General features: G+C 50.9%; 23 protein-coding genes. 11 read left to right on the forward strand and 12 right to left on the reverse strand.

Translation table 11 applies throughout. The annotated features are described in order from the left end of the window. Nucleotides 1–561: potassium transporter TrkG (locus tag ACVA58_RS24570; protein WP_446512909.1), on the forward strand; the 561-nt coding region annotated here is incomplete at its 5' end. Nucleotides 562–645: 84 nt separating this feature from the next. Here the strand turns inward: ACVA58_RS24570 and trhA are convergent. The 3 genes from trhA to ACVA58_RS24585 form a co-directional block, all read right to left on the reverse strand. Further along, nucleotides 646–1,314: a PAQR family membrane homeostasis protein TrhA gene (gene trhA, locus ACVA58_RS24575; protein WP_446512910.1), complete on the reverse strand. Its 669-nt coding sequence runs from the start codon at nucleotides 1,312–1,314 to the stop codon at nucleotides 646–648. Nucleotides 1,315–1,448: 134 nt separating this feature from the next. Then, the gene (locus tag ACVA58_RS24580) at nucleotides 1,449–2,237 is read right to left on the reverse strand and encodes a sporulation protein (protein WP_446512911.1); all 789 of its coding nucleotides are present in this window, start codon (nucleotides 2,235–2,237) and stop codon (nucleotides 1,449–1,451) included. A gap of 163 nt (nucleotides 2,238–2,400) precedes the next feature. Then, the gene (locus ACVA58_RS24585; protein WP_446512912.1) at nucleotides 2,401–3,078 is read right to left on the reverse strand and encodes a FadR/GntR family transcriptional regulator; all 678 of its coding nucleotides are present in this window, start codon (nucleotides 3,076–3,078) and stop codon (nucleotides 2,401–2,403) included. A 344-nt stretch (nucleotides 3,079–3,422) separates the two neighbouring features. Between ACVA58_RS24585 and ACVA58_RS24590 the strand changes: the two genes are divergently transcribed. The 5 genes from ACVA58_RS24590 to ACVA58_RS24610 all read left to right on the forward strand — a co-directional run bounded on the left by ACVA58_RS24590 (nucleotide 3,423) and on the right by ACVA58_RS24610 (nucleotide 7,486). After that, nucleotides 3,423–3,602, forward strand: coding sequence for a hypothetical protein (locus ACVA58_RS24590; protein ID WP_446512913.1), 180 nt, complete (start codon nucleotides 3,423–3,425; stop codon nucleotides 3,600–3,602). 142 nt (nucleotides 3,603–3,744) lie between these two features. Then, on the forward strand, nucleotides 3,745–4,011 hold the full coding sequence (locus tag ACVA58_RS24595) for a YihD family protein (RefSeq protein ID WP_446512914.1): 267 nt from the start codon (nucleotides 3,745–3,747) through the stop codon (nucleotides 4,009–4,011). A 272-nt stretch (nucleotides 4,012–4,283) separates the two neighbouring features. Continuing rightward, complete coding sequence (gene ccoG, locus ACVA58_RS24600; protein ID WP_446512915.1) at nucleotides 4,284–5,708, forward strand: cytochrome c oxidase accessory protein CcoG; 1,425 nt, start codon at nucleotides 4,284–4,286, stop codon at nucleotides 5,706–5,708. 110 nt (nucleotides 5,709–5,818) lie between these two features. Beyond that, nucleotides 5,819–6,811 (forward strand): serine/threonine protein kinase, encoded by a 993-nt coding sequence (locus tag ACVA58_RS24605; RefSeq protein ID WP_446512916.1) that lies wholly within the window; start codon nucleotides 5,819–5,821, stop codon nucleotides 6,809–6,811. A gap of 72 nt (nucleotides 6,812–6,883) precedes the next feature. Beyond that, entirely contained in the window at nucleotides 6,884–7,486 is a 603-nt protein-coding gene (locus ACVA58_RS24610; protein WP_446512917.1) for a DsbA family protein, read from the forward strand. Between the two features lie 83 nt (nucleotides 7,487–7,569). Here ACVA58_RS24610 and ACVA58_RS24615 read toward each other — a convergent pair whose 3' ends face one another. After that, nucleotides 7,570–9,099, reverse strand: coding sequence for a YifB family Mg chelatase-like AAA ATPase (locus ACVA58_RS24615; protein ID WP_446512918.1), 1,530 nt, complete (start codon nucleotides 9,097–9,099; stop codon nucleotides 7,570–7,572). Nucleotides 9,100–9,513: 414 nt separating this feature from the next. On the opposite strand from ACVA58_RS24615, the gene ilvG reads away from it, so the two are divergent. From ilvG to ilvA, 5 genes are all read left to right on the forward strand, one after another. Beyond that, on the forward strand, nucleotides 9,514–11,160 hold the full coding sequence (ilvG, locus tag ACVA58_RS24620) for an acetolactate synthase 2 catalytic subunit (protein WP_446512919.1): 1,647 nt from the start codon (nucleotides 9,514–9,516) through the stop codon (nucleotides 11,158–11,160). Further along, a complete protein-coding gene (gene ilvM, locus ACVA58_RS24625) occupies nucleotides 11,160–11,408 on the forward strand; it encodes an acetolactate synthase 2 small subunit (protein WP_428656930.1) in 249 nt (82 codons plus the stop codon). Before ilvG ends, ilvM begins: the two co-directional genes overlap by 1 nt. A gap of 20 nt (nucleotides 11,409–11,428) precedes the next feature. After that, nucleotides 11,429–12,364: a branched-chain-amino-acid transaminase gene (gene ilvE, locus ACVA58_RS24630; RefSeq protein ID WP_446512920.1), complete on the forward strand. Its 936-nt coding sequence runs from the start codon at nucleotides 11,429–11,431 to the stop codon at nucleotides 12,362–12,364. 65 nt (nucleotides 12,365–12,429) lie between these two features. Then, nucleotides 12,430–14,271, forward strand: coding sequence for a dihydroxy-acid dehydratase (gene ilvD / locus ACVA58_RS24635; protein WP_446512921.1), 1,842 nt, complete (start codon nucleotides 12,430–12,432; stop codon nucleotides 14,269–14,271). A gap of 6 nt (nucleotides 14,272–14,277) precedes the next feature. Then, nucleotides 14,278–15,831: a threonine ammonia-lyase, biosynthetic gene (ilvA, locus tag ACVA58_RS24640; protein ID WP_446512957.1), complete on the forward strand. Its 1,554-nt coding sequence runs from the start codon at nucleotides 14,278–14,280 to the stop codon at nucleotides 15,829–15,831. Nucleotides 15,832–15,861: 30 nt separating this feature from the next. On the opposite strand, the gene ACVA58_RS24645 is transcribed toward ilvA, so the two are convergent. The 8 genes from ACVA58_RS24645 to atpG form a co-directional block, all read right to left on the reverse strand. Further along, the gene (locus ACVA58_RS24645; protein ID WP_446512922.1) at nucleotides 15,862–16,260 is read right to left on the reverse strand and encodes a helix-turn-helix transcriptional regulator; all 399 of its coding nucleotides are present in this window, start codon (nucleotides 16,258–16,260) and stop codon (nucleotides 15,862–15,864) included. A gap of 227 nt (nucleotides 16,261–16,487) precedes the next feature. Beyond that, on the reverse strand, nucleotides 16,488–16,868 hold the full coding sequence (locus ACVA58_RS24650) for a helix-turn-helix transcriptional regulator (protein ID WP_255042829.1): 381 nt from the start codon (nucleotides 16,866–16,868) through the stop codon (nucleotides 16,488–16,490). 311 nt (nucleotides 16,869–17,179) lie between these two features. Continuing rightward, nucleotides 17,180–19,012, reverse strand: a complete 1,833-nt coding sequence (gene glmS / locus ACVA58_RS24655) for a glutamine--fructose-6-phosphate transaminase (isomerizing) (protein WP_446512923.1) — start codon at nucleotides 19,010–19,012, stop codon at nucleotides 17,180–17,182. A gap of 18 nt (nucleotides 19,013–19,030) precedes the next feature. Continuing rightward, nucleotides 19,031–19,798, reverse strand: coding sequence for a DeoR/GlpR family DNA-binding transcription regulator (locus ACVA58_RS24660; RefSeq protein ID WP_446512924.1), 768 nt, complete (start codon nucleotides 19,796–19,798; stop codon nucleotides 19,031–19,033). Between the two features lie 194 nt (nucleotides 19,799–19,992). Further along, entirely contained in the window at nucleotides 19,993–21,351 is a 1,359-nt protein-coding gene (glmU, locus tag ACVA58_RS24665; RefSeq protein WP_446512925.1) for a bifunctional UDP-N-acetylglucosamine diphosphorylase/glucosamine-1-phosphate N-acetyltransferase GlmU, read from the reverse strand. 205 nt (nucleotides 21,352–21,556) lie between these two features. Then, entirely contained in the window at nucleotides 21,557–21,979 is a 423-nt protein-coding gene (locus ACVA58_RS24670; RefSeq protein ID WP_446512926.1) for a F0F1 ATP synthase subunit epsilon, read from the reverse strand. A gap of 17 nt (nucleotides 21,980–21,996) precedes the next feature. Then, entirely contained in the window at nucleotides 21,997–23,403 is a 1,407-nt protein-coding gene (gene atpD / locus ACVA58_RS24675; RefSeq protein ID WP_446512927.1) for a F0F1 ATP synthase subunit beta, read from the reverse strand. Nucleotides 23,404–23,435: 32 nt separating this feature from the next. Next, nucleotides 23,436–24,302 (reverse strand): F0F1 ATP synthase subunit gamma, encoded by an 867-nt coding sequence (gene atpG, locus ACVA58_RS24680; protein WP_428656954.1) that lies wholly within the window; start codon nucleotides 24,300–24,302, stop codon nucleotides 23,436–23,438. Between the last annotated feature and the right edge of the window lie 18 nt (nucleotides 24,303–24,320).

The raw sequence follows: 24,320 nt of genomic DNA on the forward strand, positions 1-24,320 counted from the left end.
TTCATTGACGCGTTTAGGGTCTCGTTGTTCAACATCATTTCGGTGGTTACCACCACCGGCTTCGGGTTGGATGACTTTACGGCCTGGGGGCCGTTCCCGACGATCGTGTTTGCCTTTATCATGCTGGTCGGTGGGTGTTCGGGCTCAACCGCCGGCGGGATCAAAATCTTCCGCTTCCAGGTTGCCTTTGCCCTACTGCGCAAGCAGATGATGCAATTGATCCATCCGTCAGGGGTATTCATCCAGCGCTACAACGGCCGTCCGGTTACCGATGGTATTGTCCGCTCCGTGGTCGCCTTCGCCCTGACTTTTGTCCTGACTATCGTGGTAGTTGCCGCGATTCTCAGCATGCTGGGGCTTGATGCCATCACCAGCATCACCGGTGCCGTCACCGCGGTCGCCAATGTCGGCCCGGGGATGGGTAATGTGATTGGCCCGACCGGCAACTTTGCGACCTTACCCGATTTGGCCAAGTGGACATTGAGCTTCGGTATGCTGATGGGAAGGCTGGAAATCCTGACCGTATTGGTGGTGTTCTTCCCTGCGTTCTGGCGCGACTAACGCTCGCGGCGAGTACGTCAGAAACAAAAAAGAGGGCCAGTTGGCTCTCTTTTTACATGGGAGGTAATCTGTTAACCGGTGTGCTTACACTGGCTTAACGTAGAAGTAAATCGCCAAGAAATGGCAGACTGTACCGCCCAGCACAAACAAGTGCCAAATTGCGTGGTTATAGGGAATACGCTTATTGACATAAAACACCACCCCTACCGAATACACGATCCCGCCCGCCGCCAGCAATACCAAGCCGCCAGTTGCCAAAGACATCGCCAGAGGGTACACCGCGATCAGTGAAAGCCACCCCATGGTCAGGTAGGTCGCCAGTGACAGCCGTTTGAAGCGATAAACAAAGGCGATTTTCAGCACAATACCGATAAGGGCTATCCCCCAAATCACCGCCATCAGGGTGATCGCCAATGGGGTGCGCAGGGTAATGAGGAGAAACGGAGTGTAAGTCCCCGCAATCAATAGATAAATGGCACAATGATCAAAGGTCTTCAGGGCCCGCTTGGCCCGCTTGGCCCGCTCGAATGGAATGGCATGATAAAGGGTGGATGCCAAATAGAGCAGAATCATACTGGTACCATAGATACTCAGGCTCGTTATGCTCAATGCATCAGCCCCGGCACTGATAGCTTGCACCAGCAACAAGACCAAGCCGATGATCCCAAACACCATGCCAAGACCATGGCTGATACTATTTGCTACTTCCTCCGTGACCGAATACCCCGATTCAGTCGCTAACTGCTTAGCCATTGCTGCTGTCCTCAATATAGAGTTTATGCTCAATTGATCAGCAGTATGGCACATTTAGCTTACAGGTGTAAGCTGAAATAGGTATTTATCATCAATGTCGTTTAGTTAACGACAAGGCCACACCCCAGAGTCAATCAGGTTGCTTGATCTAAGAATGCCAACACCCGCTCACCCGCCTGCTGCGGGTGCAAGCTGGCTGGGATCTCACAGTACCGTTTGAGCTCATTGCGGCCAAGCATGCCCGACAACATGCCATTGAAACCACGCTGGCGCCGGTCGATTTCAAACCACATCTGTAGGCCTGACTCATCGCGGAAAGCCACAACCTCCAGTTCACGCCATCGGCCATGATAGGGCCCAGATACCGGCACGAATTCAAACTCCTGGACAAACGGTAGGGCAAACCCTTTGGCTGCCTCACATTCCACCTGACGGATCCGAAGCCCAGCCAGTTCCAGCGCTGAAAACACACCGTCCAATAACGGATCGGGCCTAACCGTCAGCAGATCTTTATCTTTGGCGTCAAAGGCCAACGGCATATCAAGGTGTGTCTCAAGCCAGACATGGGAATCACCGATGGTGATCGGGGTGTTGAAAGGCAGCGGTAAGCTAACATCAAAACGGCGTTCTTCATTGGCACCAATCATGAACGAGTAGGGCAATGACCACTCGGCCAAACGGCAGGTTTGGGTGATCTTTTCCTTGCGGTGCTGACTATCCCCCCGGCTGGTTTCCACTTCTTCTTCGTAGCGGCAACACAAAAACAGGAGAATATTATCGATTTGCTGCTCCACCTTCCCGCCATGTACCAGCACATCGACCGCCAAGGGGTCACCAGGGATCAATACGCCCTGTGGCAGCACAGTATCGACCCGGGCCGAGCCAATGCCAAGGCTGGCCAAGCTTTTGCGGAATAATGACATCAGAGCATCTCCTTTGCTGCATAAACATGACCTTTACAGTCAAATGTGCACTATCAATATGAAATGATACTTATATTGCAGTGAACATCCTGTTGCCGCAAGGGCTGACTTAGCGATCTGGTGCACAAACAAAAAAACGAAGCCTTAGCTTCGTTTTCTCGGTTTAGCGCAATAATTCGATGGTGGCTTGTCTAGCGGCTTCCGGATCGTGGGCCATAATGCCGTCGACCACTTGCTGGTGCAGTTCCAGCTTGAGCAGCTTCTCCCGAGTGATCACCCTGAAATAGCTTTCGAACACCGCTTTGAACAAGTTGCCGAACGGGCTGATAAAATGATTACCCGAGGCAAAATAAATCAGTTGGTGGTAGCGAGTATCAACTTCGACCCAGCGGTCTTGGTCAAACTTTTCACCCAAGGCATGCATCTCTGCCATCAGGCTACATAATTCTTCACGATCAGTCTCATTGGCATTGACGGCAGTTAGGGCGGCAGCCTCTGGCTCAAGCGATATCCTTACCCGCTGGAACTCAGAGACCAGATCGCTTTGCTGCTCGAAGTTAAGCCAAGCCAGCAGATCTTGATCCAGATAATTCCAGTTTCGCTTCGGTAATACCCGGGTACCGATACGCGGGCGGGGCAATACCATTCCCTTGGCCGCCAGCATTTTGATAGCTTCGCGGATAGCGGTCCGGCTGACACCGTACATTTCGCCCAACTCCACTTCACCCGGTAGGATGTCTCCCGGAGCGGTTTCTCCGCGCAAGATCTGTTGCCCGATAGACTCTGCCAGTTTATAGGACAAATTACGGCTGGTAACCCGTCGCTGCTGATCGTGATCCATTAACTCCCTCCAGAGGCTGTAGTTATCGTCCTGCCTTTACTTGTCAGACAGGTCCTTATTGCCAGTAATGGCTGCATTAGACCACAAAGTGAAACCAGATAAACGGCTTATCTTCACAGATGACGAGACGGGTAACATTTCGCTTGTAAGGCCCGGTAAAAAACGAGAGTTAAACATCTTAGCGGCGGTCAAATAACACTCGACTTAATGATAGGTTGTTGCTATTCTCGCCGCGAAAATTAAACACCATTTTATTTCCGCACAGGAACGGCCCTGCCAACAATAAAAATGCGAAAATATTATACTCACCCTGGCCACGGAAGCGCCTGACCAATAGGTAAAACATGCGCCCAGCCTCGTTTGTCAGGTACAGCACACCTCGCAGTCCATCCCGTCTGCGTAGTACCTCGCACGCCCCAACGCTAAAAAGCAAAACAACCAAAGCCGCAGTTCAGTCCCTGCCAGTGATCCCAGCCCCTCATCAGGCCAACATCATCAGCAGCGACAGCGAAAAAGCAGCGTAGTAACACTTCGTGTTCAGGGCAGCCTTCGGGCTGCCCTTTTATTTGTATCCGCCTATTTGTATCCGTCCGTGCTTTGTTATACCGTTATCCCACTAAAAATAATAACCATACAGTTAACCAGCCTTTACTAAGCGGAGTTGTTATGAAAACCCATCGCGTCAATGAAATGATCGAGCTCATCCACCCAGAGTGGCTCAAAGAACCAGATATGAACTTGATTGAATTCTTGCTGAAACTGGCACAAGAAGCCAAATTTGAAGGCAAACTGGAAGATCTGACTGACGATATCCTTATCTATCACCTGAAGATGCGCAACAGCGAGAAGCAGGACATGATCCCTGGCATCGCCAAGGATTGTGAAGATGACTTCAAGACCGCTATCTTGCGTGCTCGCGGCATCCTAAAATAATCTCAGTGCTGGGCTGCTCAAGCCCAGCATTTTCGCCTTCTTTGCGACTAAGACTTTCCCTTCTTTAAATTAGCCACTTCTCCCCCGAGATCTCACACTCTGCGGCATCCGTTGCCTAAATTATGACCTCGCTAGAGTATTCATACTCTAGGCTGGGATATACTCTGCCGGTAACATTTATTTACCAATTCCAACTTTACGATTACAACGTATTGGCTGGCAACGTACTGGCCGCGCGCTGCCTGTGAAGCAGCCTCCAAGGAAGTAATGTCATGACCCAAGAGAAAATAAAGATTAAGGATGTCACCCCGCCCACGATTAATCCCAAGACCCACAAAGGGGGGGCTGACCGCTTCAATCCCGGCAACCGGATTTATGTCCGGGCCGCCAAAGGGATATACCAACAACTGCGCCGTCGAATGGGCTGGCTGCTGATGCTGCTATTTATGGGGCTACCGTGGATCCCCTTCGGCGACCGCCAGGCGATCTTGCTCGACATAGGCCAACAGCAATTCCACTTTTTTGGTACCACCCTTTGGCCCCAAGATCTGACCTTGCTAGCCATCCTGTTCATGATTGCCGCTTTTGCCCTGTTTTTTGTCACCACCTTCCTTGGGCGGGTATGGTGCGGCTACTTCTGCCCTCAGACCGTCTGGACCTTCATCTATATCTGGTGCGAAGAAAAACTCGAGGGCCCAGCAAACAAACGCCGCAAGCAAGACAGCATGAAGCCCACCGCCAAGCTCATTGGCCGTAAAATCCTCAAGCACATTGCCTGGCTGGCCGTTGCCCTTGCGACCGGTCTAACCTTTGTTGGCTATTTCCTGCCCATCAAATCCTTGGTGATCGACTTCTTTTCCCTCGGCACCAGCTTCTGGGCTGGCTTCTGGGTTCTGTTCTTTACCGGTTGTACCTATGCTAACGCCGGTTGGATGCGCTCGATAGTCTGTATCCACATGTGTCCCTACGCTCGCTTCCAGTCAGCGATGTTCGACAAAGATACCTATATCGTTGGCTATGATGTGGCACGTGGTGAATCCCGAGGGCCAAGACCGCGCAAGAAAGATCCCAAAACGCTCGGCCTTGGTGACTGTATCGACTGCAACCTCTGCGTACAGGTCTGCCCGACAGGGATCGATATCCGTGACGGTCTGCAATATGAATGTATTAACTGCGGTGCCTGTGTCGATGCTTGTGATGAAACCATGACGCGGATGGGCTATGACAAACGCTTAATCAGCTATACCACCGAGCATAAACTAGAAGGGCATAGCACCCATGTTATGCGACCAAAGTTGCTCGGCTATGGCGGTGTGATGGTGGCGATGATCGGCCTGTTCTTCTATCTATTCGCATCAGTGCAACCTATGGGGCTGGATGTGCTCCGCGACCGCAGCCAGCTATTCCGGATCAACAACGAAGGCTTGGTGGAAAATACCTATACCCTCAAAATCCTCAACAAAACCCAACAAGATACCCGCTATACACTCACGGTCAGTGGTATCGAAGAGGTTGAGTGGTACGGTCCACAGCAAGTCAGTGTCACCGCCGGAGAGATTTACACCTTGCCAGTAAGCCTCGGGATTGATCCATACTTGCTGCAAGGCAATATTGCCGATATTACCTTTACCCTGACACGGGAGGACGACGGTCACCAAATCCAGACCGAAAGCCGTTTTATCGGCGAGCTGCGCTAACGCAATCGTCAACAAAGGAATGAAAAATAGTGTAAAGGAAGGGCCATAAAAGGCCCTTTCTTATTATGATGTTATAATTGCGTACACTCTGTACCTAGTGGATAGTCACGATGACACAACAACACGGCTTCAACTTTGCCGACCTGAACCCAGACCTATTGCTTGATGCCCTCGACAGCATCGGCATCCGTGCTGAGTCTGGCCTGCTTCCGCTTAACAGCTATGAGAATCGGGTTTACCAGTTTGTCGCCGAAGACGGTGCCCGCTATGTCACAAAATTCTATCGCCCCCAGCGTTGGACCAACGAGCAAATCGATGAAGAGCACCAGTTCACACTGGAGCTGGCCGAGCAGGAAATTCCCGTTGCCGCACCGATCAATATTAATGGCCGTACGCTGCATCCATTTAATCAGAACCACCGTTTAGCCTTGTTTCCAAGCGTGGGCGGACGCCAGTTCGAAGTAGATAACTTTGACCAGCTAGAGTGGGTCGGGCGTTTCCTTGGCCGAATCCACCAAGTCGGTCAGCGTACGACATTCCAGCATCGCCCGACTATCGGGCTTGATGAGTACCTCTATCAGCCTCGTCGGGTGCTCGAACAATCGGCAATGATCCCCGATCACCTCAAGCATGCTTTCTTCTCCGATCTCGATACCCTGATCCGCGAACTCGAGCAGCAGTGGCAAACCGACTGGCAGCCAATCCGCCTGCACGGTGACTGCCACCCCGGTAATATCCTCTGGCGTGATGGTCCGCTATTCGTCGATTTAGATGATGCTCGCAATGGCCCGGCAGTCCAGGATTTGTGGATGCTACTCAACGGCGATCGCCACGACCAACTGGCCCAGCTGGATACCATTCTGGAAGCCTATTGTGAGTTTGCCGATTTTGATCAAAAACAGTTGCAACTGATCGAGCCTTTGCGCGGTCTTAGAATGGTACATTACATGGCATGGTTGGCACGACGCTGGGAAGATCCCGCTTTCCCACACGCCTTCCCGTGGTTTTCCGATGCCAAGTACTGGGAAGGCCAAGTTTTGGCATTCAAGGAGCAGCTGGCCGCCCTCAATGAGCCGCCATTGCAACTGATGCCACAATGGTAATAATACTAATCACAATATAAGAGAAATAACCGCGTTATTTCAGAGCTTTGATTTAAGGGAGTAATTTGATTCATGTTTAAGAAAATCCTAACTTTTGCCAGCGTGGCACTGCTGTCGCTATCCGTACAAGCAGCCAAGTTTACTGAAGGGGAATATTACAAGGTATTGGAGCTGCCAAAATCCAGCAGCCCAATCGTGACCGAATTCTTCTCGTTCTACTGTCCACACTGTAATAGTTTCGAACCTATCATCCAACAGCTGAAACAAAACCTGCCGGATAATGCCAAGCTACAGAAGAACCATGTGTCATTCATGGGTGGCAACATGGGTAAGTCGATGAGCAAGGCCTACGCCACCTCTGTAGTACTCGGTGTGGAAGACAAAATAACGCCAGTGCTATTTGCCCGCGTCCATGACATGCAAAAGCCACCACGCAACGACAACGAACTTCGCCAGATCTTCTTGGATGAAGGTGTCAGCGCAGAAGACTTCGATGGCGCTTTCAACAGCTTTGCCGTGAACTCGATGGTAAACCGCTTCAACAAAGCCTTCCAGGACAGCGGCCTGACCGGTGTTCCAGCCATCATCGTCAACAACAAGTACTTGGTTGAGGCCGGAAAGGTCAAATCTATCGATGAGTACTTCGAACTGGTGAACTACCTGCTGACCAAATAAGCCAGCACATACAGATAGATGAAAGAAAAGGCCTACGGGCCTTTTTTACTTTCTATCCTCCTTGCAACGATACACCTTTCCCGCTACACCGCCTGTGCCGTCAACTGACGCAATAACCTGTCCATCGATCGGTAACCCAACGCTTCGGCAAGGTGCTTACGCTCAATAACCTCACACCCTGATAGATCGGCGATGGTTCTCGCCACCTTGATGATCCGGTGATAGGCACGAATAGATAACCCGAGCTGATGCAGGGCTGTTTCGAGGAATTCGGCGTCTTGCCGTTCAAGCTTGCAGAACTTATCCAGATCGCGGGTGCCCAGTAAGGCATTGACCCGACCATTACGCTGCAACATGATCTCACGCGCTTCTTGCACCCGCTCACGGATAACCGAACTGGGCTCACCCCGATCACCACCATCGGCTAAGGTTCCCCTCGGCAAAGCCGGGATCTCAATCGACATATCAAAGCGATCCAGCAACGGGCCTGACAACCGGCTGAGGTAACGCAATATGGCTTGGGGATTGGTGCGAGACTGGTTACCTTCATAAAACCCAGTAGGGCTAGGGTTCAGGGCACCAATCAACTGAAACCGAGCCGGGAAATTGGTCTTACTGGTGGCGCGGGAAATCACGATCTCACCGGATTCCAACGGCTCACGCAGCGAGTCCAGCACCTTACGCTCGAATTCCGGCATTTCATCCAAAAATAAGATACCGTTGTGGGCAAGGGAGATCTCTCCGGGGCGGGGCACCGAGCCGCCGCCGACCAAGGCTGCCATCGAACTGGAATGATGGGGAGTACGAAAGGGCCGCTGCCGCCAGTTACCTTCATGGATTTGCTGCTGAGTCAGCGAAGCCACCGCCGCCGTTTCCATCGCCTCCTCGATAGACATCGCAGGCAACAAATCACATAGCCTGGAGGCCAGCATGGTTTTCCCGGTCCCTGGCGGACCAATAAACAGTAAGTTATGGCCACCGGCTGCCGCAATTTCTAGTGCTCGCTTGCCCTGTTGCTGGCCAATAATATCTTGCATATCCCGCTCTGGTACCCCCCTATCTTCCACATCGAGGGTTGCTGACTGTGCCAGAACGAGCTCACCTTGACCATGCAAATGGGCACAAACAGCCAATAAGCTCGGTGCCGATTTATGGCACTCTTTGCCGACCAAGGCGACTTGATCGCCATTGCCATCGGGTACTACCAAGCAACGCTTGGCCTGCCCGGCAGCCAAGGCCGCGGGCAGGGCGCCCTTGACTGGTCTCAACTCACCGGACAACGCCAACTCCCCTAAAAATTCAAATTTTTGTAGCTTATTGGCCGGTATTTGCTCCGAAGCGGCAAGGATCCCCAGCGCGATAGGCAAATCGAACCGACCACCTTCCTTGGGCAAATCAGCCGGTGCCAAATTGACCGTGATCCGTCTTGACGGAAACTCGAACCCGGCATTGACGATGGCACTGCGCACTCGGTCCTTGGCTTCCTTAACACTGGTTTCCGGCAAGCCAACCAATGTTAAGGCAGGCATACCATTGCTGATATGCACCTCAACGGTGACAGCAGGGGCCTGCACCCCGATGCTGGCACGGCTGTGAATAATGGCAAGGTTCATTTGTAGTCATCCTGCTGTTATTTCAAACAAAAAAGTTAAATGTTTTCACCAAACACGTTTCATCAATAGCCTATTTATGCAGTCGAATTGCAAATTAATTTTGAGTTTTTTCTTGTCATGCGAGCGATGTCTGTGTTACCACTAGGTCAACACAACGTCTAAACATAAAAATCGGACAGACAGTCAATGCAATTTATGGCCAACGCCCTCCTACTCATTATTAACGTCATCGTGGTGCTTATTTCACTACGAGGGGGTCGGGCAGGCGTAAATTAGCTGACAAGCACAACAAACGCAGAAAGCCCCCTAAGCCAACAGGCCAGGGGGCTTTTTTTTGGACTATTTAACGAAACATGCTGATTAAACCAACAAACCAATCAGCATGTCGCAGCAAGGAAACAGGGGAGAGCAGCGATGACGGGAGCAGAGTTAGTCGTAACGGCGCTGCAGAAGCAGGGGATCAAAACGATATTTGGCTATCCAGGTGGTGCCATCATGCCCATCTATGATGCCCTCTATGACGGCGGCGTCGAGCACATCCTGTGCCGCCACGAACAAGGTGCTGCCATGGCTGCTATCGGTATGGCCAGGGCAACGCAGGACGTGGCAGTATGCATGGCGACATCAGGTCCCGGAGCTACCAACCTGATGACAGGGCTGGCCGATGCCTTCCTAGATTCAGTGCCGATTGTCGCCATCACAGGACAGGTGGCCAGTTCGCACATCGGCACCGATGCCTTCCAGGAAATGGATGTGATCGGCATGTCACTGGCCTGTGCCAAGCACAGCTACCTGGTAACCGATATCGACGATCTGATCCCGACCCTTGCCGAGGCTTTTGAAGTAGCCAAGGCCGGTCGCCCTGGCCCGGTGGTGGTCGATATCGCCAAAGATGTCCAGCTCGCGCAGGCACCAGATGGAGATTTGACACCGATCACCCCTCCAGCACTCCCAGTGGCTTCAGCCGATCAAATCGCCACCGCCCAGCAGCTATTATCTGCCAGCCAGCACCCGGTCCTTTACGTCGGCGGGGGAGTCCAGTTAGCCAAAGCCACCAGCACCGTGCGCACTTTCCTTACCATGAACCCAATGCCGTCGGTCAGCACCCTCAAAGGGCTTGGCACGATTGAGCGCCACGACCCGCACTACTTAGGCATGCTGGGTATGCACGGCACCAAAACCGCCAACTTGGTCGTTCAAGAATGTGACCTGCTGATCGTCGTCGGTGCCCGCTTTGATGACCGGGTGACTGGTAAGCTGGATACCTTTGCACCTCACGCCAAGGTTATTCATATCGATATCGATGCCGCCGAATTCAACAAATTACGTCATGCCCACGCCCCGCTGCGCGGTGATATCAATATCATCCTGCCGCAACTGGAGCTGAGCCAAGATATCACTGACTGGGTTGACTATACCGCCAGCCTGCGCCAACAAAACAAGTGGCGCTATGACCATCCTGGCGATTTAATCTATGCCCCGCTGCTCATGAAACAACTGTCTGACATGATGCCTGACAGTGCCATGATCTCGACCGACGTTGGCCAGCACCAAATGTGGGCAGCCCAGCATATGCAGCCCCGAGAGCCACAGAATTACATCACTTCAGCCGGCCTCGGCACCATGGGATTCGGCCTGCCAGCAGCTATGGGCGCCAAGGTATCTCGCCCGGATGATGAATCCATCCTGATCACTGGCGATGGCTCGTTCATGATGAATATCCAGGAACTAGGTACCCTCAAACGTCGCCAGATCCCAGTCAAGATGGTACTGATCAACAATCAGCGTCTGGGTATGGTGCGCCAGTGGCAGTCTCTATTCTTTGATGGCCGCCACAGCGAAACCATTCTCGATGACAACCCTGACTTTGTGATGCTGGCAAAAGCCTTCGATATTCCAGGAAAAACCATCACCCGCAAAGAAGATGTGGAGCCGGCACTGAAGGAAATGATGGCTAGCAAGACAGCTTACTTACTCCATGTATTGATTTCTGAAGAAGACAATGTGTGGCCCCTCGTACCACCTGGCGCGGCAAATCAAGATATGCTGGAGAATACTTAATGGACAGATATTTACTCGACATCAAAGCAGATGATAAGCCAGTATTACTAGAACGTATCTTGCGTGTGATCCGTCACCGTGGTTTTGTGATAAAACAAGTGAATGCAACCCAAAACCACGCAAGCAAAATAGCCAGTATCGAAATCCTTGTCGACAGCGACCGCCCTATAACGACGCTGATCAACCAAATCGAAAAACTTTGGGATATTCGTACCGTAGAAACCACACTCGTAGCTAACCGAGATTAGATTTTAAGGAAGGAACAAACATGGCCAACACAGCGGATTTTATTTGGTTCAACGGTGAAATGATGCCTTGGGGTGATGCCAAGGTACATGTGCTAACGCATGCCATGCACTACGGTACCTCGGTCTTCGAAGGTATTCGCTGCTACAACACCCCGAAAGGTCCAGCGATCTTCCGTCACAAAGAACATATGGTTCGTCTGAAGAACTCAGCCAAAATCTACCGCTTCCCAATCCCATATAGCGCCGATGAGCTCATGGAAGTATGCCGTGAAACATTGCGGGTAAATAAGCTCGATTCCGCTTATATCCGCCCACTCGCCTATGTCGGTAATGTTGGCCTGGGTGTCTGCCCACCGGTGGATACTGAAATGGATGTCATGGTTGCTGCTTTCCCTTGGGGTTCATACCTAGGTGAAGAAGCGTTGGAAAACGGGGTCGATGCGATGATTTCAAGCTGGAACCGTGCTGCGCCGAATACTATCCCAACCGCGGCAAAAGCCGGCGGTAACTACCTATCATCCCTCTTGGTTGGCGGTGAAGCCCGTCGCCATGGCTATGCCGAAGGGATCGCTCTAAGTGTTGATGGCTACCTGTCTGAAGGGGCTGGCGAAAACCTGTTTGTCATCCGTAACGGTATCTTGTCAACGCCACCGGCGACCAGTGCGATCTTACCGGGTATCACCCGCGATACCATCATGATCCTAGCCAAAGAGCGTGGCTATGAAGTTCGTGAAGAAAACATTGCCCGCGAAGCCCTATACCTCGCAGACGAAATCTTCATGACGGGTACTGCGGCCGAAATCGTCCCGGTCCGCAGTGTCGATCAGATCACGGTAGGTGAAGGCAAGCGCGGTCCAGTGACCAAGGTGCTGCAGGAAGCCTACTTCGGCCTGTTCAACGGCACCACTGAAGACAAGTGGGGTTGGCTTGATTACGTTTACCCTGCCGACCAGTAAATACTGATTTAGCGGCCGGTGACCAAACCGCACCGGCCATGCAATACAGCAAAAGGATTTTAGTTATGCCCAAGTACCGTTCCGCCACCACCACCCACGGCCGCAATATGGCTGGTGCCCGTGCCCTATGGCGTGCCACCGGCGTAAAAGATGAAGATTTCGGCAAGCCGATCATTGCGGTGGTGAACTCATTTACCCAATTTGTACCGGGCCACGTCCACCTCAAGGATCTGGGCCAGCTAGTCGCGAAGGAAATTGAAGCGGCGGGCGGTATAGCCAAAGAATTCAACACCATTGCTGTGGATGATGGTATTGCCATGGGCCATGGCGGGATGCTGTACTCGCTGCCGTCACGTGAGCTGATCGCCGACTCGGTCGAATACATGGTCAATGCCCACTGCGCCGATGCCATGGTGTGTATCTCGAACTGCGACAAAATCACCCCCGGGATGCTGATGGCCTCGCTGCGCCTCAATATTCCAGTGATCTTTGTTTCCGGCGGCCCGATGGAAGCTGGCAAGACCAAGCTGTCGGATCAGATCCTCAAGCTTGATCTGGTTGATGCAATGATCCAAGGTGCCGATCCTAATGTGTCTGACGAGCAAAGCGAGCAGATCGAACGCTCAGCTTGCCCGACTTGTGGGTCATGCTCGGGGATGTTCACTGCTAACTCGATGAACTGCCTGACTGAAGCTCTGGGTCTAAGCCAACCGGGCAATGGCTCGATGCTGGCGACCCATGCCGATCGCGAGCAGCTGTTCATTAACGCCGGTAAACGTGTGGTTGAGCTTACCAAACGCTACTATGAACAAGATGATGAAAGCGCATTGCCTCGCAACATTGCGACCAAGCAAGCCTTCGAAAACGCCATGGCCCTCGATATTGCCATGGGCGGCTCGACCAATACCGTGCTCCATCTCTTAGCGGCTGCACAGGAAGGTGAAATTGACTTTACCATGGAAGACATCGATCGCATGTCACGCCGCGTACCACACCTATGTAAAGTTGCGCCATCAACCCAGAAATACCATATGGAAGATGTCCACCGTGCGGGTGGGGTATACAGTATTCTTGCCGAGCTCGATCGCGCCAATTTATTCCACAATAATTGCTACAACATCCTAGGTGAGCAATTCTCGGAAAGCTTCAAGCATTACGATATCGTCCAGACCCAGTCAGAGGAAGTGAAATCCTTCTTCCGCGCTGGACCTGCTGGGATCCGTACCACCCAAGCGTTCTCGCAAGACTGCCGCTGGGACAGCCTGGATGACGACCGCGAAAATGGCTGTATCCGCAACAAAGAACATGCCTTCAGCCAAGACGGTGGCCTGGCCGTGCTTTCCGGCAACATGGCACTCAACGGCTGTATCGTAAAAACCGCTGGCGTGGATGAGAGCTGCCTGACCTTTACCGGCCCGGCTGTTGTCTTCGAGAGCCAAGAAACCGCAGTGGAAGGCATCTTAGCTGGCAAAGTGAAAGCCGGCGATGTCGTCGTTATTCGCTACGAAGGACCGAAAGGCGGCCCGGGCATGCAAGAAATGCTCTACCCAACCACTTACCTCAAATCAATGGGCCTGGGCAAAGAGTGTGCCCTGATCACCGACGGACGTTTCTCCGGCGGTACCAGCGGCTTGTCGATCGGCCACGTATCACCAGAAGCAGCCAGCGGCGGCACTATCGGTTTGATTGAAAATGGCGACACCATTGCCATTGATATCCCGAACCGCAGTATCGACCTCCAGGTTGATGAGGCAACACTGGCCAGTCGCCGTGCGCAAACAGATAAACGAGGTTGGAAGCCGCTAGATCGCCAGCGCGAAGTCTCTTTTGCCCTACGTGCCTACGCCAACCTCGCCACCAGCGCCGACCAAGGGGCTGTGCGTGATAAATCGAAACTAGAAGGATAAAACATGATGAGCGAAGTAACCCAGGCCAAGGATGTAGAGCTGTTAAGCGGAGCCGATTACCTTCGCGATATTCTCCGTGCTCCTGTGTATGAGGTGGCGCAAGTCACCCCGCTACAAACGATGGATCGTCTGGCAGCACGGATCGGCAACCACGTACAACTTAAGCGAGAAGACCGCCAACCGGTCCACTCGTTTAAGCTACGTGGTGCCTATAACATGATGTCCCAACTTACTGAGGCCCAGCGTCAAGCCGGGGTGATTGCCGCTTCGGCAGGTAACCATGCTCAGGGTCTAGCGATGTCAGGCAAACACCTTGGGGTACAGGCGACGATTGTCATGCCGCGCACCACCCCAGATATCAAGGTGGATGCGGTCCGCAGTTTCGGCGGAAAGGTCGTATTGCACGGCGGTAATTTCGACGAAGCAAAAGCCCATGCAGAAATGCTTGCCAGCCAGCACGGTTATACCTTCATTCCGCCTTTCGATCACCCTTCAGTGATTGCCGGGCAGGGCACGATTGGCGTTGAGCTGGTCCAACAAAATGGTCATCTCGACTATATCTTTGTCCCTGTTGGTGGCGGGGGGATTGCAGCAGGCGTCGCAGTACTGATCAAACAGCTGATGCCGCAAATCAAAGTTATCGGGGTCGAAGCTGAAGATTCTGCCTGCCTACGTGCAGCACTAGATGCCGGAGAGCCGGTAACCCTAGATCAAGTCGGTATGTTTGCCGATGGTGTTGCGGTAAAACGCATCGGAGATGAGACCTTCCGTCTATGCCAGCAGTACCTCGATGACACCATCACTGTCAGCAGCGATGAAATCTGCTCGGCGGTCAAAGATATCTTCGAAGACACCCGGGCAATCGCCGAACCTTCTGGCGCCTTGTCCCTTGCCGGTCTGAAGAAGTTTGCCGAACGCCACCAGGTCAAGAACAAGCAACTCGCCGCAGTACTATCAGGGGCCAACCTCAACTTCCACGGCTTACGCTATGTCTCAGAGCGTTGCGAACTGGGTGAAAAGCGGGAAGGCTTACTGGCGGTAACCATCCCCGAGCGTCCGGGGGCGTTTCTTGATTTCTGCCACATCCTCGGCGGCCGTGCGGTTACCGAGTTCAACTACCGTTACAACAACGACAGCTTGGCCAATGTGTTTGTCGGGGTAAGGTTGATACAAGGACAAGAAGAACTCGACAATATCATTACCGACCTACGCAAGGGCGGCTATCCAGTGGTCGATTTATCCGATGACGAAATGGCCAAGGTCCATGTCCGCTACATGATTGGAGGCCGGCCTTCCAAGCCATTGAAAGAGCGGCTATACAGTTTTGAGTTTCCGGAATATCCCGGTGCCCTGCTCAAGTTTCTCAATACCTTGGGTACTCACTGGAATATCAGCCTGTTCAACTACCGCAACCATGGCGCTGATTATGGCAGGGTACTGTGTGGATTTGAGTTGGAAGAGCATGACTTGTTGTCCTTTACCAGCCACCTGCGTGAGCTCGGTTACAGTTGGAAAGACGAAACAGACAATCCGGCTTACCAATTTTTCCTCGCTCAGTAGCAACCAAGTACGGGTAATCCAACACGATGACTAGGCAGCCTCCGTGGCTGCTTTATTTTTCCTGTCACCTTCCATTGCAAGTTGTTCAATAACAATCTTGAGCTGATTAATATGGCAAGCCAAAAGTTTACTGCGTAATGGCTCAGAGAGTTTTTCATAAAGCGCAGAGAGCTGGATTAACTCTGATTTTAGCTGCTCATGCTGCATCTCTGGGCGCTGGATATCAAACACAAACCACCCGAGCGGTTGATCGGTCAATTCAGCAATTCTCACCAAAGTGGAAATCCTCGGCTCTGTTTTTCCCGACTCGAGATCCAAATAAGTTTGTCTGGCAACATCCAGATGCTTAGCCATCGCAACCTGGGAGATCCCTTTCCACTCCCGCGCATCCTTAATTCTTTGTGCAATCCACGATTTTGCCTGTTCCATAGCTTTTCACCTATACCTATACCTCCTCATGATGTGCAGGGACATCTGGGAGGAGTATCTCACTTCCTTAATGAGCATAATGTCATTCATGTGATGATTATTCATTAGGAACAATGGTTTACATAATAGGCAAGTTTATAAACTGTGACTCCCTCCCTTCACTGACCAACAATTAAGACATTGATTGATCAATTATGTCGGCATACGCCGACACACAACTGACCACATTACGACTTATCTCGCTGGGTGAGAGCACGGGTATACTCCGCCATAAATCCCGCCAAATTAATGCTTTGCTGCAAAATAACGTTCCTAGCAGAGTGGGGTAAACGACTAAAATACTGCAACAGACGATCAATCTCTTCTTTATACTCGCTTTCCAGTATTTCAATACCTTCATCACCGTACACGAACCAAGTCAATGGCCGCTCGGTGATCGCTGAAATTTCCGACAGCATCCTCACCTTGGGCTCGGTTTTACCCGTCTCCAAATCCAGATAGGTTTGCCGTGCGACCTTGAGTTGCTGGGCCATGTGGACCTGGGTTAAGCCTTTCCATTCCCTGGCTTCTTTAATACGGGCAGCGATTTGAGCTTTCGGATCTGTCATGTCACACCTCCAATACACACAATGAATAATGCCTAGCTTTCATTACTGGATTGCACAACATAAGCCAACTTGAAATAATTTTAACAATCACTTAAGTAACAACAAGTTAAGTTCAAGTACTATTTGTGTTGTTGTAATTTGGTTTGCAAATAGTAACCAGACTGCCTGATTTTTTTAATTCGCAAAGAAATCAATCAGCCCTGTCTAGATAGTAGACCCTCCATTCTTGACCCAATAAAAAAGGCACCTGCTAAGGTGCCTTTTCTCACTTTTGATACAAACAGCTAAGCTGTCATCTAACAGACTGATTTTTATTCGACTGTGACAGCCTTAGCTAAGTTTCGTGGCTGATCGACATCAGTACCTTTGATCAGTGCAACATGATAAGACAGCAACTGCATTGGAACGGTGTAATAGATAGGTGCAGTGATTTCACTGATGTGAGGCATGGTGATAATCTTCATACCTTCATCGGCTTCAAACCCTGCATCTTGGTCGGCGAAGACGTAAAGTAGACCACCACGTGCACGTACTTCTTCAACGTTCGATTTTAGCTTTTCTAGTAGGTCATTGCTTGGGGCAACAACAACAACCGGCATATCAGCGTCAATCAGTGCTAACGGGCCATGTTTAAGCTCACCCGCTGCATAAGCTTCTGCGTGGATGTAAGAGATCTCTTTCAGTTTTAGAGAGGCTTCCATTGCAATAGGGTAGAACTCGCCACGACCTAAGAATAGAGTGTGGTGTTTGTCCGCAAAATCAGGTGCCAGTGCTTCAATCTCTTTATCAAGCGTCAGGGCTTGTTCGATATGCGCTGGCAGTTCATGCAGTGCTTTAACGATTTCTGCCTCTTTATCTTCATTGATGCGACCTTGTAAGCGACCCATTGACGTTACCATCATTAGCATTGCTGCAAGTTGGGTAGTGAAGGCTTTGGTTGACGCAACGCCGATCTCGGTTCCTGCACGGGTCATGAAGGCAAAATCCGATTCACGAACCAAAGAAGAGCCAGCAACATTACAGATAGTCATTGCTGACATGTAACCTTTCTCTTTCGCTAGGCGAAGTGCGGCCAGTGTATCGGCTGTTTCACCCGATTGGGAAAGAGTCACAAGTAGGCTGTTTGGACGAACGACAAAATCTCGGTAGCGGAACTCAGATGCGATTTCTACGTCACAGCTAACGCCTGCGAGCGATTCGAACCAGTAGCGAGCAGCCATACCTGAGTTGTAAGACGTACCACAAGCGATAATTTGAACGTGTTCAACTTTACGTAGGATCTCTTCTGCTTTAACGCCAATCGCATTGGTGATCACCGCCGTTTCTGAGATACGACCTTCCATGGTGTTGATCAAGGCCGTCGGTTGCTCGAAAATCTCTTTCTGCATGAAGTGACGGTATTTACCTTTATCACCCGCATCGTGTTCAGCATTTGATTCAACGATTTCGCGCTCGATACGCTCACCAGTGGCGTCAAAAACAGTGACGTCACGGCGGGTGATCTCAGCAACATCACCTTCTTCCAAGTACATAAAGCGACGCGTTACACTAAGTAACGCGAGTTGGTCAGAAGCAAGGAAGTTCTCACCAACGCCAAAACCAATTACGATAGGGCTACCAGAGCGGGCCACCACAATACGACTTGGATCTTTACGATCAACAGCAACGGTACCGTATGCGCCGTCAAGTTGCTTCGCGGTTTTCTGTAGCGCTTCAACGAGAGACTCTGAAGTACGAAGTTCCCATTCAACAAGGTGAGCAATAACCTCAGTATCTGTTTGTGAAGTAAATACGTAGCCACGTGCTTGTAGGGTAGCGCGAAGCTCTTCGTGGTTTTCGATAATTCCGTTATGTACAACAGCGATATCACCAGACATGTGTGGGTGGGCATTCGCTTCAGACGGTTCACCGTGAGTAGCCCAACGAGTATGTGCGATACCAGTACCGCCCAGTACATCTTGGGAATTAACGGCATCTGCGAGTTCTTGCACTTTGCCCAAGCGACGGACTCGAGTCAGGTTAGACTCGCCATCGACAACCGCAACACCGGCTGAATCATAGCCGCGGTACTCAAGGCGACGTAGCCCTTCAACCAGAATTTCTGCCACATCACGCTGTGCTACTGCACCAACAATTCCACACATAGTTTCTTGCTCCTAAATTTATTCCGCCGCCGCGCAAATCACCTGCACGCCATGCTGTTCAATCTGTTGTTTGGCTTCCATGTCCAAGCCATCATCAGTGATCAATGTACTGATGTTGCTCCACGGCAACTCAAGGTTGGGGATCTTGCGGCCGATCTTGCTCGACTCAACCATCACGACGACTTCGCGCGATACCTCGGCCATTACCCGGCTCAAGCCCACCAATTCATTAAACGTAGTTGTACCCCGTGCAGTATCTATGCCATCGGCCCCAATAAAGAGCTGATCAAAGTCATACGAGCGCAAAACTGATTCAGCCACTTGGCCTTGGAATGCCTCGGAATGCGGATCCCATGTGCCTCCTGTCATCAGCAGGGTCGGCTCGTTTTCCAAGCTGTTCAGTGCATTGGCTACATTGAGAGAATTGGTCATAACAATCAGGCCATGCTTATCATTAAGCAGGCTGATCAGGCTGGCTGTGGTACTGCCGCTGTCGATAATAATTCGGTTATGGTCACGGATCCGTGAAGCAGCCGCCTTGGCGATCGCCATCTTTCGAACCGAAACTTGCTCTTCAGGCTCACAGACCATTTCGGTAGGAATAGACACTGCACCACCGTACCGTCGTAATAGCAGGCCGTTCTTTTCCAATGCAGCCAGGTCTTTACGAACTGTGACTTCTGAAGTAGCAAAGTGCTTCGCCAGTGTATCAACACTGATTTCGCCCTGTTCATTGACCATAGAGAGAATGGCATGACGGCGCTGTTGGGTATTTCGCTTAGACATGAATTTACGAACTGATAACCATAAGTTTCGATTTGAAAGGAATACTAGCAGATCAAAACTTTTTTGATCAACCATGTGCAATTAATTTTTTATTCGAAAGAAGAGAGGGAGATTTTAGATATATTCGCTACAGGCATGAAAAAGGCAAGGTCAGAGCCTTGCCTTTGAGCATTCAGATCGGAGGATGGGAAGAATTACTTCTTCTCTGGACGCTTCCAGCCTTTAACGGTTCGGGCAGGAGCACGGGTGATCACCAACTCGCCTTCACCAACATTGCGGTTAATTGTGGCACCAGCACCAATCGTGGCGCCTTTACCCACTTTTACCGGGGCAATCAGCTGGGTATCTGAGCCAACAAACACGTCATCGGCAATCTCGGTCTTGAACTTGTTGGCACCGTCATAGTTGCAGGTAATGGTACCAGCACCAATGTTTACACGGTCGCCAATCTCAGCATCCCCAAGGTAAGTCAGGTGATTAGCCTTCGAGCCCTTGCCCAAACGGGACTTCTTCATTTCAACGAAGTTACCGACGTGCGAGTCACCCACCAGCTCAGCACCTGGACGCAGACGGGTAAATGGACCGACAGTACAGTCTTCACCTACCGTCGCACCTTCAATCACGCTATAAGGGCGGATAATGGTGTTGTCATCAATTTCACAGTCTTTAAGGATGGAGCCGGCACCAATCATCACGTTGTTACCCAGAGAAACACTGCCTTCGATAATGACATTAACATCTATTTCAATATCAGTACCGCACTGCAGTTCACCACGCAAATCAAAACGGGCCGGATCGCGCAGCATTACACCTTGCTCCAGCAAGCGTTCTGCTTGCATGCTTTGGAACGCGCGCTCCAGCCTGGCCAGCTGAACGCGGTTGTTGACGCCTTCAACTTCGATAGCACGCACCGGGTGTACCGCTTCTACCGCGCGGCCTTCGTTATGGGCAATCTCGATAATATCGGTCAGGTAGTATTCACCCTGAGCGTTATCATTCTTCAGAGCTGACAACCAACGCTTGAGATCACCGCCATTGGCAACCATTACACCGGTATTGATTTCCTTGATCAGCTTTTGCTCTTCCGATGCATCTTTCTGCTCGACAATCGCGACCACAGGGCCATTGCGACGCACGATACGGCCATAACCAGTCGGGTCATCAAGCACCACTGTCAACAGGGCGATACCACCGTCAGGCTGGGCATCAAGCAGATTTTCTAGCGTTTCATTGCTGATCAGCGGTACATCGCCGTAAAGGATAAGCACCTTCTCGTTGTCCGCCAAACCAGGGCAAGCCTGGTTAACCGCGTGACCCGTACCCAGCTGCTCGGCCTGCAGTACCCAATTAACCGGCTCTGCGCTCAAGGCAGCCTGCATCTGGTCGCCACCGTGGCCATAGACCAGATGAATATTATTGGCGCCAAGGCCGGCACAGGTATCAATAACGTGTTTAGCCATAGGTTTGCCCGCTAGAGTGTGCAGCACTTTAGGCAGGTTGGAGTACATGCGGGTTCCCTTTCCCGCGGCGAGAATCACGGCACTGAAGCTCATGAATTAGTCCTCTTGGTGCATATAAAATAAGTTACCTTGGGGCATTGTATAATGGCAACAGCAAAGGCGGCAGGAAAAATAGATAATTTTTTACGAGTAATAACTCACTCTTGCCACGGCAAATAACCGTCGCCCATATCGCCAGCCGGGGTAGCAGGTATAAAAAAAGCGACCCTCAGGTCGCCTTTTTACATCATGCGCCTACTTAGCGCGCTTTTCTCGTCAACTCGATAACTCGAAGCTGAGCAATCGCTTTAGCTAGGTCACTGGCCGCTTGAGCAAAGTCGATATCGCCATGCTGATTATGGATTCGCTCCTCAGCCTGACGTTTCGCTTCTTGCGCTTTCGCTGAATCCAAATCTTCACCGCGAATCGCGGTATCAGCTAATACAGTCACTGTATTAGGCTGAACTTCCAACATACCACCAGAAAGATAGATAACTTCTTCCTCGCCATGTTGTTTAGTGATCCGAATCATGCCCGGCGTAATAGCGGTCAGCAGCGGTGTGTGTCCTGCGTGAATACCCAGTTCACCTTCGCTACCGGTCACCTGAATGTCTTCAGCACGACCAGAGAATAATTTCTTCTCTGCGCTTACTACGTCCAGATGGAAGGTTATCGCTGCCATGTCGCCTCCTACTCAGCTTAAAGCTTCTTCGCGTTTTCCAACACGTCTTCAATCGCACCACAGTACATAAATGCCTGCTCTGGGATATCGTCGTATTCGCCCGCTAGAATGCCTTTGAAACTACGTAGCGTCTCTTTAAGAGATACGTAGATGCCAGGGTCACCAGTAAAGACTTCAGCAACGTGGTAAGGCTGAGTTAGGAAACGCTCAATCTTACGTGCACGAGATACAGCCTGCTTATCTTCTTCAGATAGCTCGTCCATACCTAGGATTGCAATGATATCTTTCAGCTCTTTGTAACGCTGTAGCAAGCTCTGAACGCCACGAGCAATATCGTAGTGCTCTTGGCCAACCACTAGAGGATCAAGCATACGAGATGTTGAGTCTAGTGGATCGATCGCAGGGTATAGACCAAGCGATGCGATTTGACGAGAAAGTACAACCGTTGCATCCAAGTGAGCAAACGTCGTTGCTGGCGATGGATCCGTCAAGTCATCCGCAGGTACGTAAACGGCCTGAACAGACGTGATAGAGCCTGATTTGGTCGATGTGATACGTTCCTGAAGTACACCCATCTCTTCTGCAAGCGTAGGCTGGTAACCTACCGCAGATGGCATACGACCTAGTAGTGCCGATACCTCTGTACCTGCAAGGGTATAACGGTAGATGTTATCGATGAACAATAGGACATCACGGCCTTCATCACGGAAGCGCTCTGCCATTGTTAGACCAGTCAGGGCAACACGTAGACGGTTACCTGGTGGCTCGTTCATCTGACCGTAAACCATCGCTACTTTTGACTCTTCAGGTTTCTCGATGTTAACAACACCGGCTTCCTGCATCTCAAAGTAGAAATCGTTACCTTCACGCGTACGCTCACCAACACCAGCAAATACAGATAGGCCAGAGTGCTGTAGGGCGATGTTGTTGATAAGTTCCATCATGTTAACGGTCTTACCAACACCAGCACCACCGAATAGACCGATTTTACCACCCTTAGCGAACGGACAAATCAAGTCGATTACTTTAACGCCGGTTTCTAGAAGTGCGGTTTCGTTTGATTGATCTTCGTAGCTAGGTGCTTCACGGTGGATAGAGTAGCGCTCTTTCTCACCGATCTCACCACACTCATCAATTGGCTGACCCAGAACGTTCATGATACGTCCTAGTGTTGCAGTACCAACTGGAACCTCAATTGGGCGGCCTGTATTTTCAACAGACAAACCACGACGTAAGCCATCAGAAGTACCCATAGCGATACCACGAACAACACCACCACCAAGCTGCTGCTGAACTTCCAGTACTAGCGTACCGTTTTCTTTCGCATCAACGTGTAGGGCGTCGTATACCTGTGGTACAGAGTCCTGTGGAAACTCTACGTCGACTACCGCACCGATGATCTGTACGATCTTACCTGTAGCCATCGTTAATCCTCTAAACTTATTAATTCTTTGCCTTAAACAGCAGATGCACCAGAAACGATTTCTGACAGTTCTTGTGTAATCGCCGCCTGACGGGCTTTGTTATACACAAGCTGCAATTCATCAATCAGATTTCCTGCATTATCTGTTGCTGCTTTCATCGCAACCATTCGTGCCGCTTGCTCACTGGCAAGGTTTTCGACAACACCCTGGTATACCTGTGATTCGACATAGCGAACCAATAGGGTATCCAGCAGGGCTTTCGGCTCGGGCTCATAAATGTAATCCCAAGAATGGTTACGCTGCATTTCTTCGTCTTCTGACTTAGGCAAAGGCAGCAATTGATCGATCACTGGTTCTTGGACCATGGTGTTTACAAACTTGTTGTACACCAGGTACAAGCGATCCAGTTGGCCTTCATCATATTTCTTCAGCATGACACCAACAGTACCAATCAGCTCATCTACCGATGGGTTGTCACCCAAACCGGATACCTGAGCCAGTACGTTACCGCCGTAGCTATTGAAAAAGCCAGTTGCCTTTGCACCAACCAGTGCAAGGTCAATATCTGCGCCTTTTTCATTCCAACCTTGAATGTCTGTCATCACTTGCTTGAACAGGTTAATGTTCAAACCGCCACACAGACCACGGTCAGTAGAAACAATGATGTAACCCACGCGCTTGGCTTCACGCTCCTCGAGATAAGGGTGCTTATACTCAAGACTACCAAGGGCGATATGACCGATCACTTTGCGCATAGTTTGTGCGTATGGACGTGATGATTCCATTGCTTCTTGCGTTTTACGCATCTTAGAAGCAGCAACCATCTCCATCGCTTTAGTGATCTTCTGAGTGTTTTTAACACTACCGATCTTGTTACGAATCTCTTTTGCGCCGGCCATCGTTACTCTCCGTTAGTA

Source organism: Photobacterium sp. DNB22_13_2, assembly GCF_052873915.1.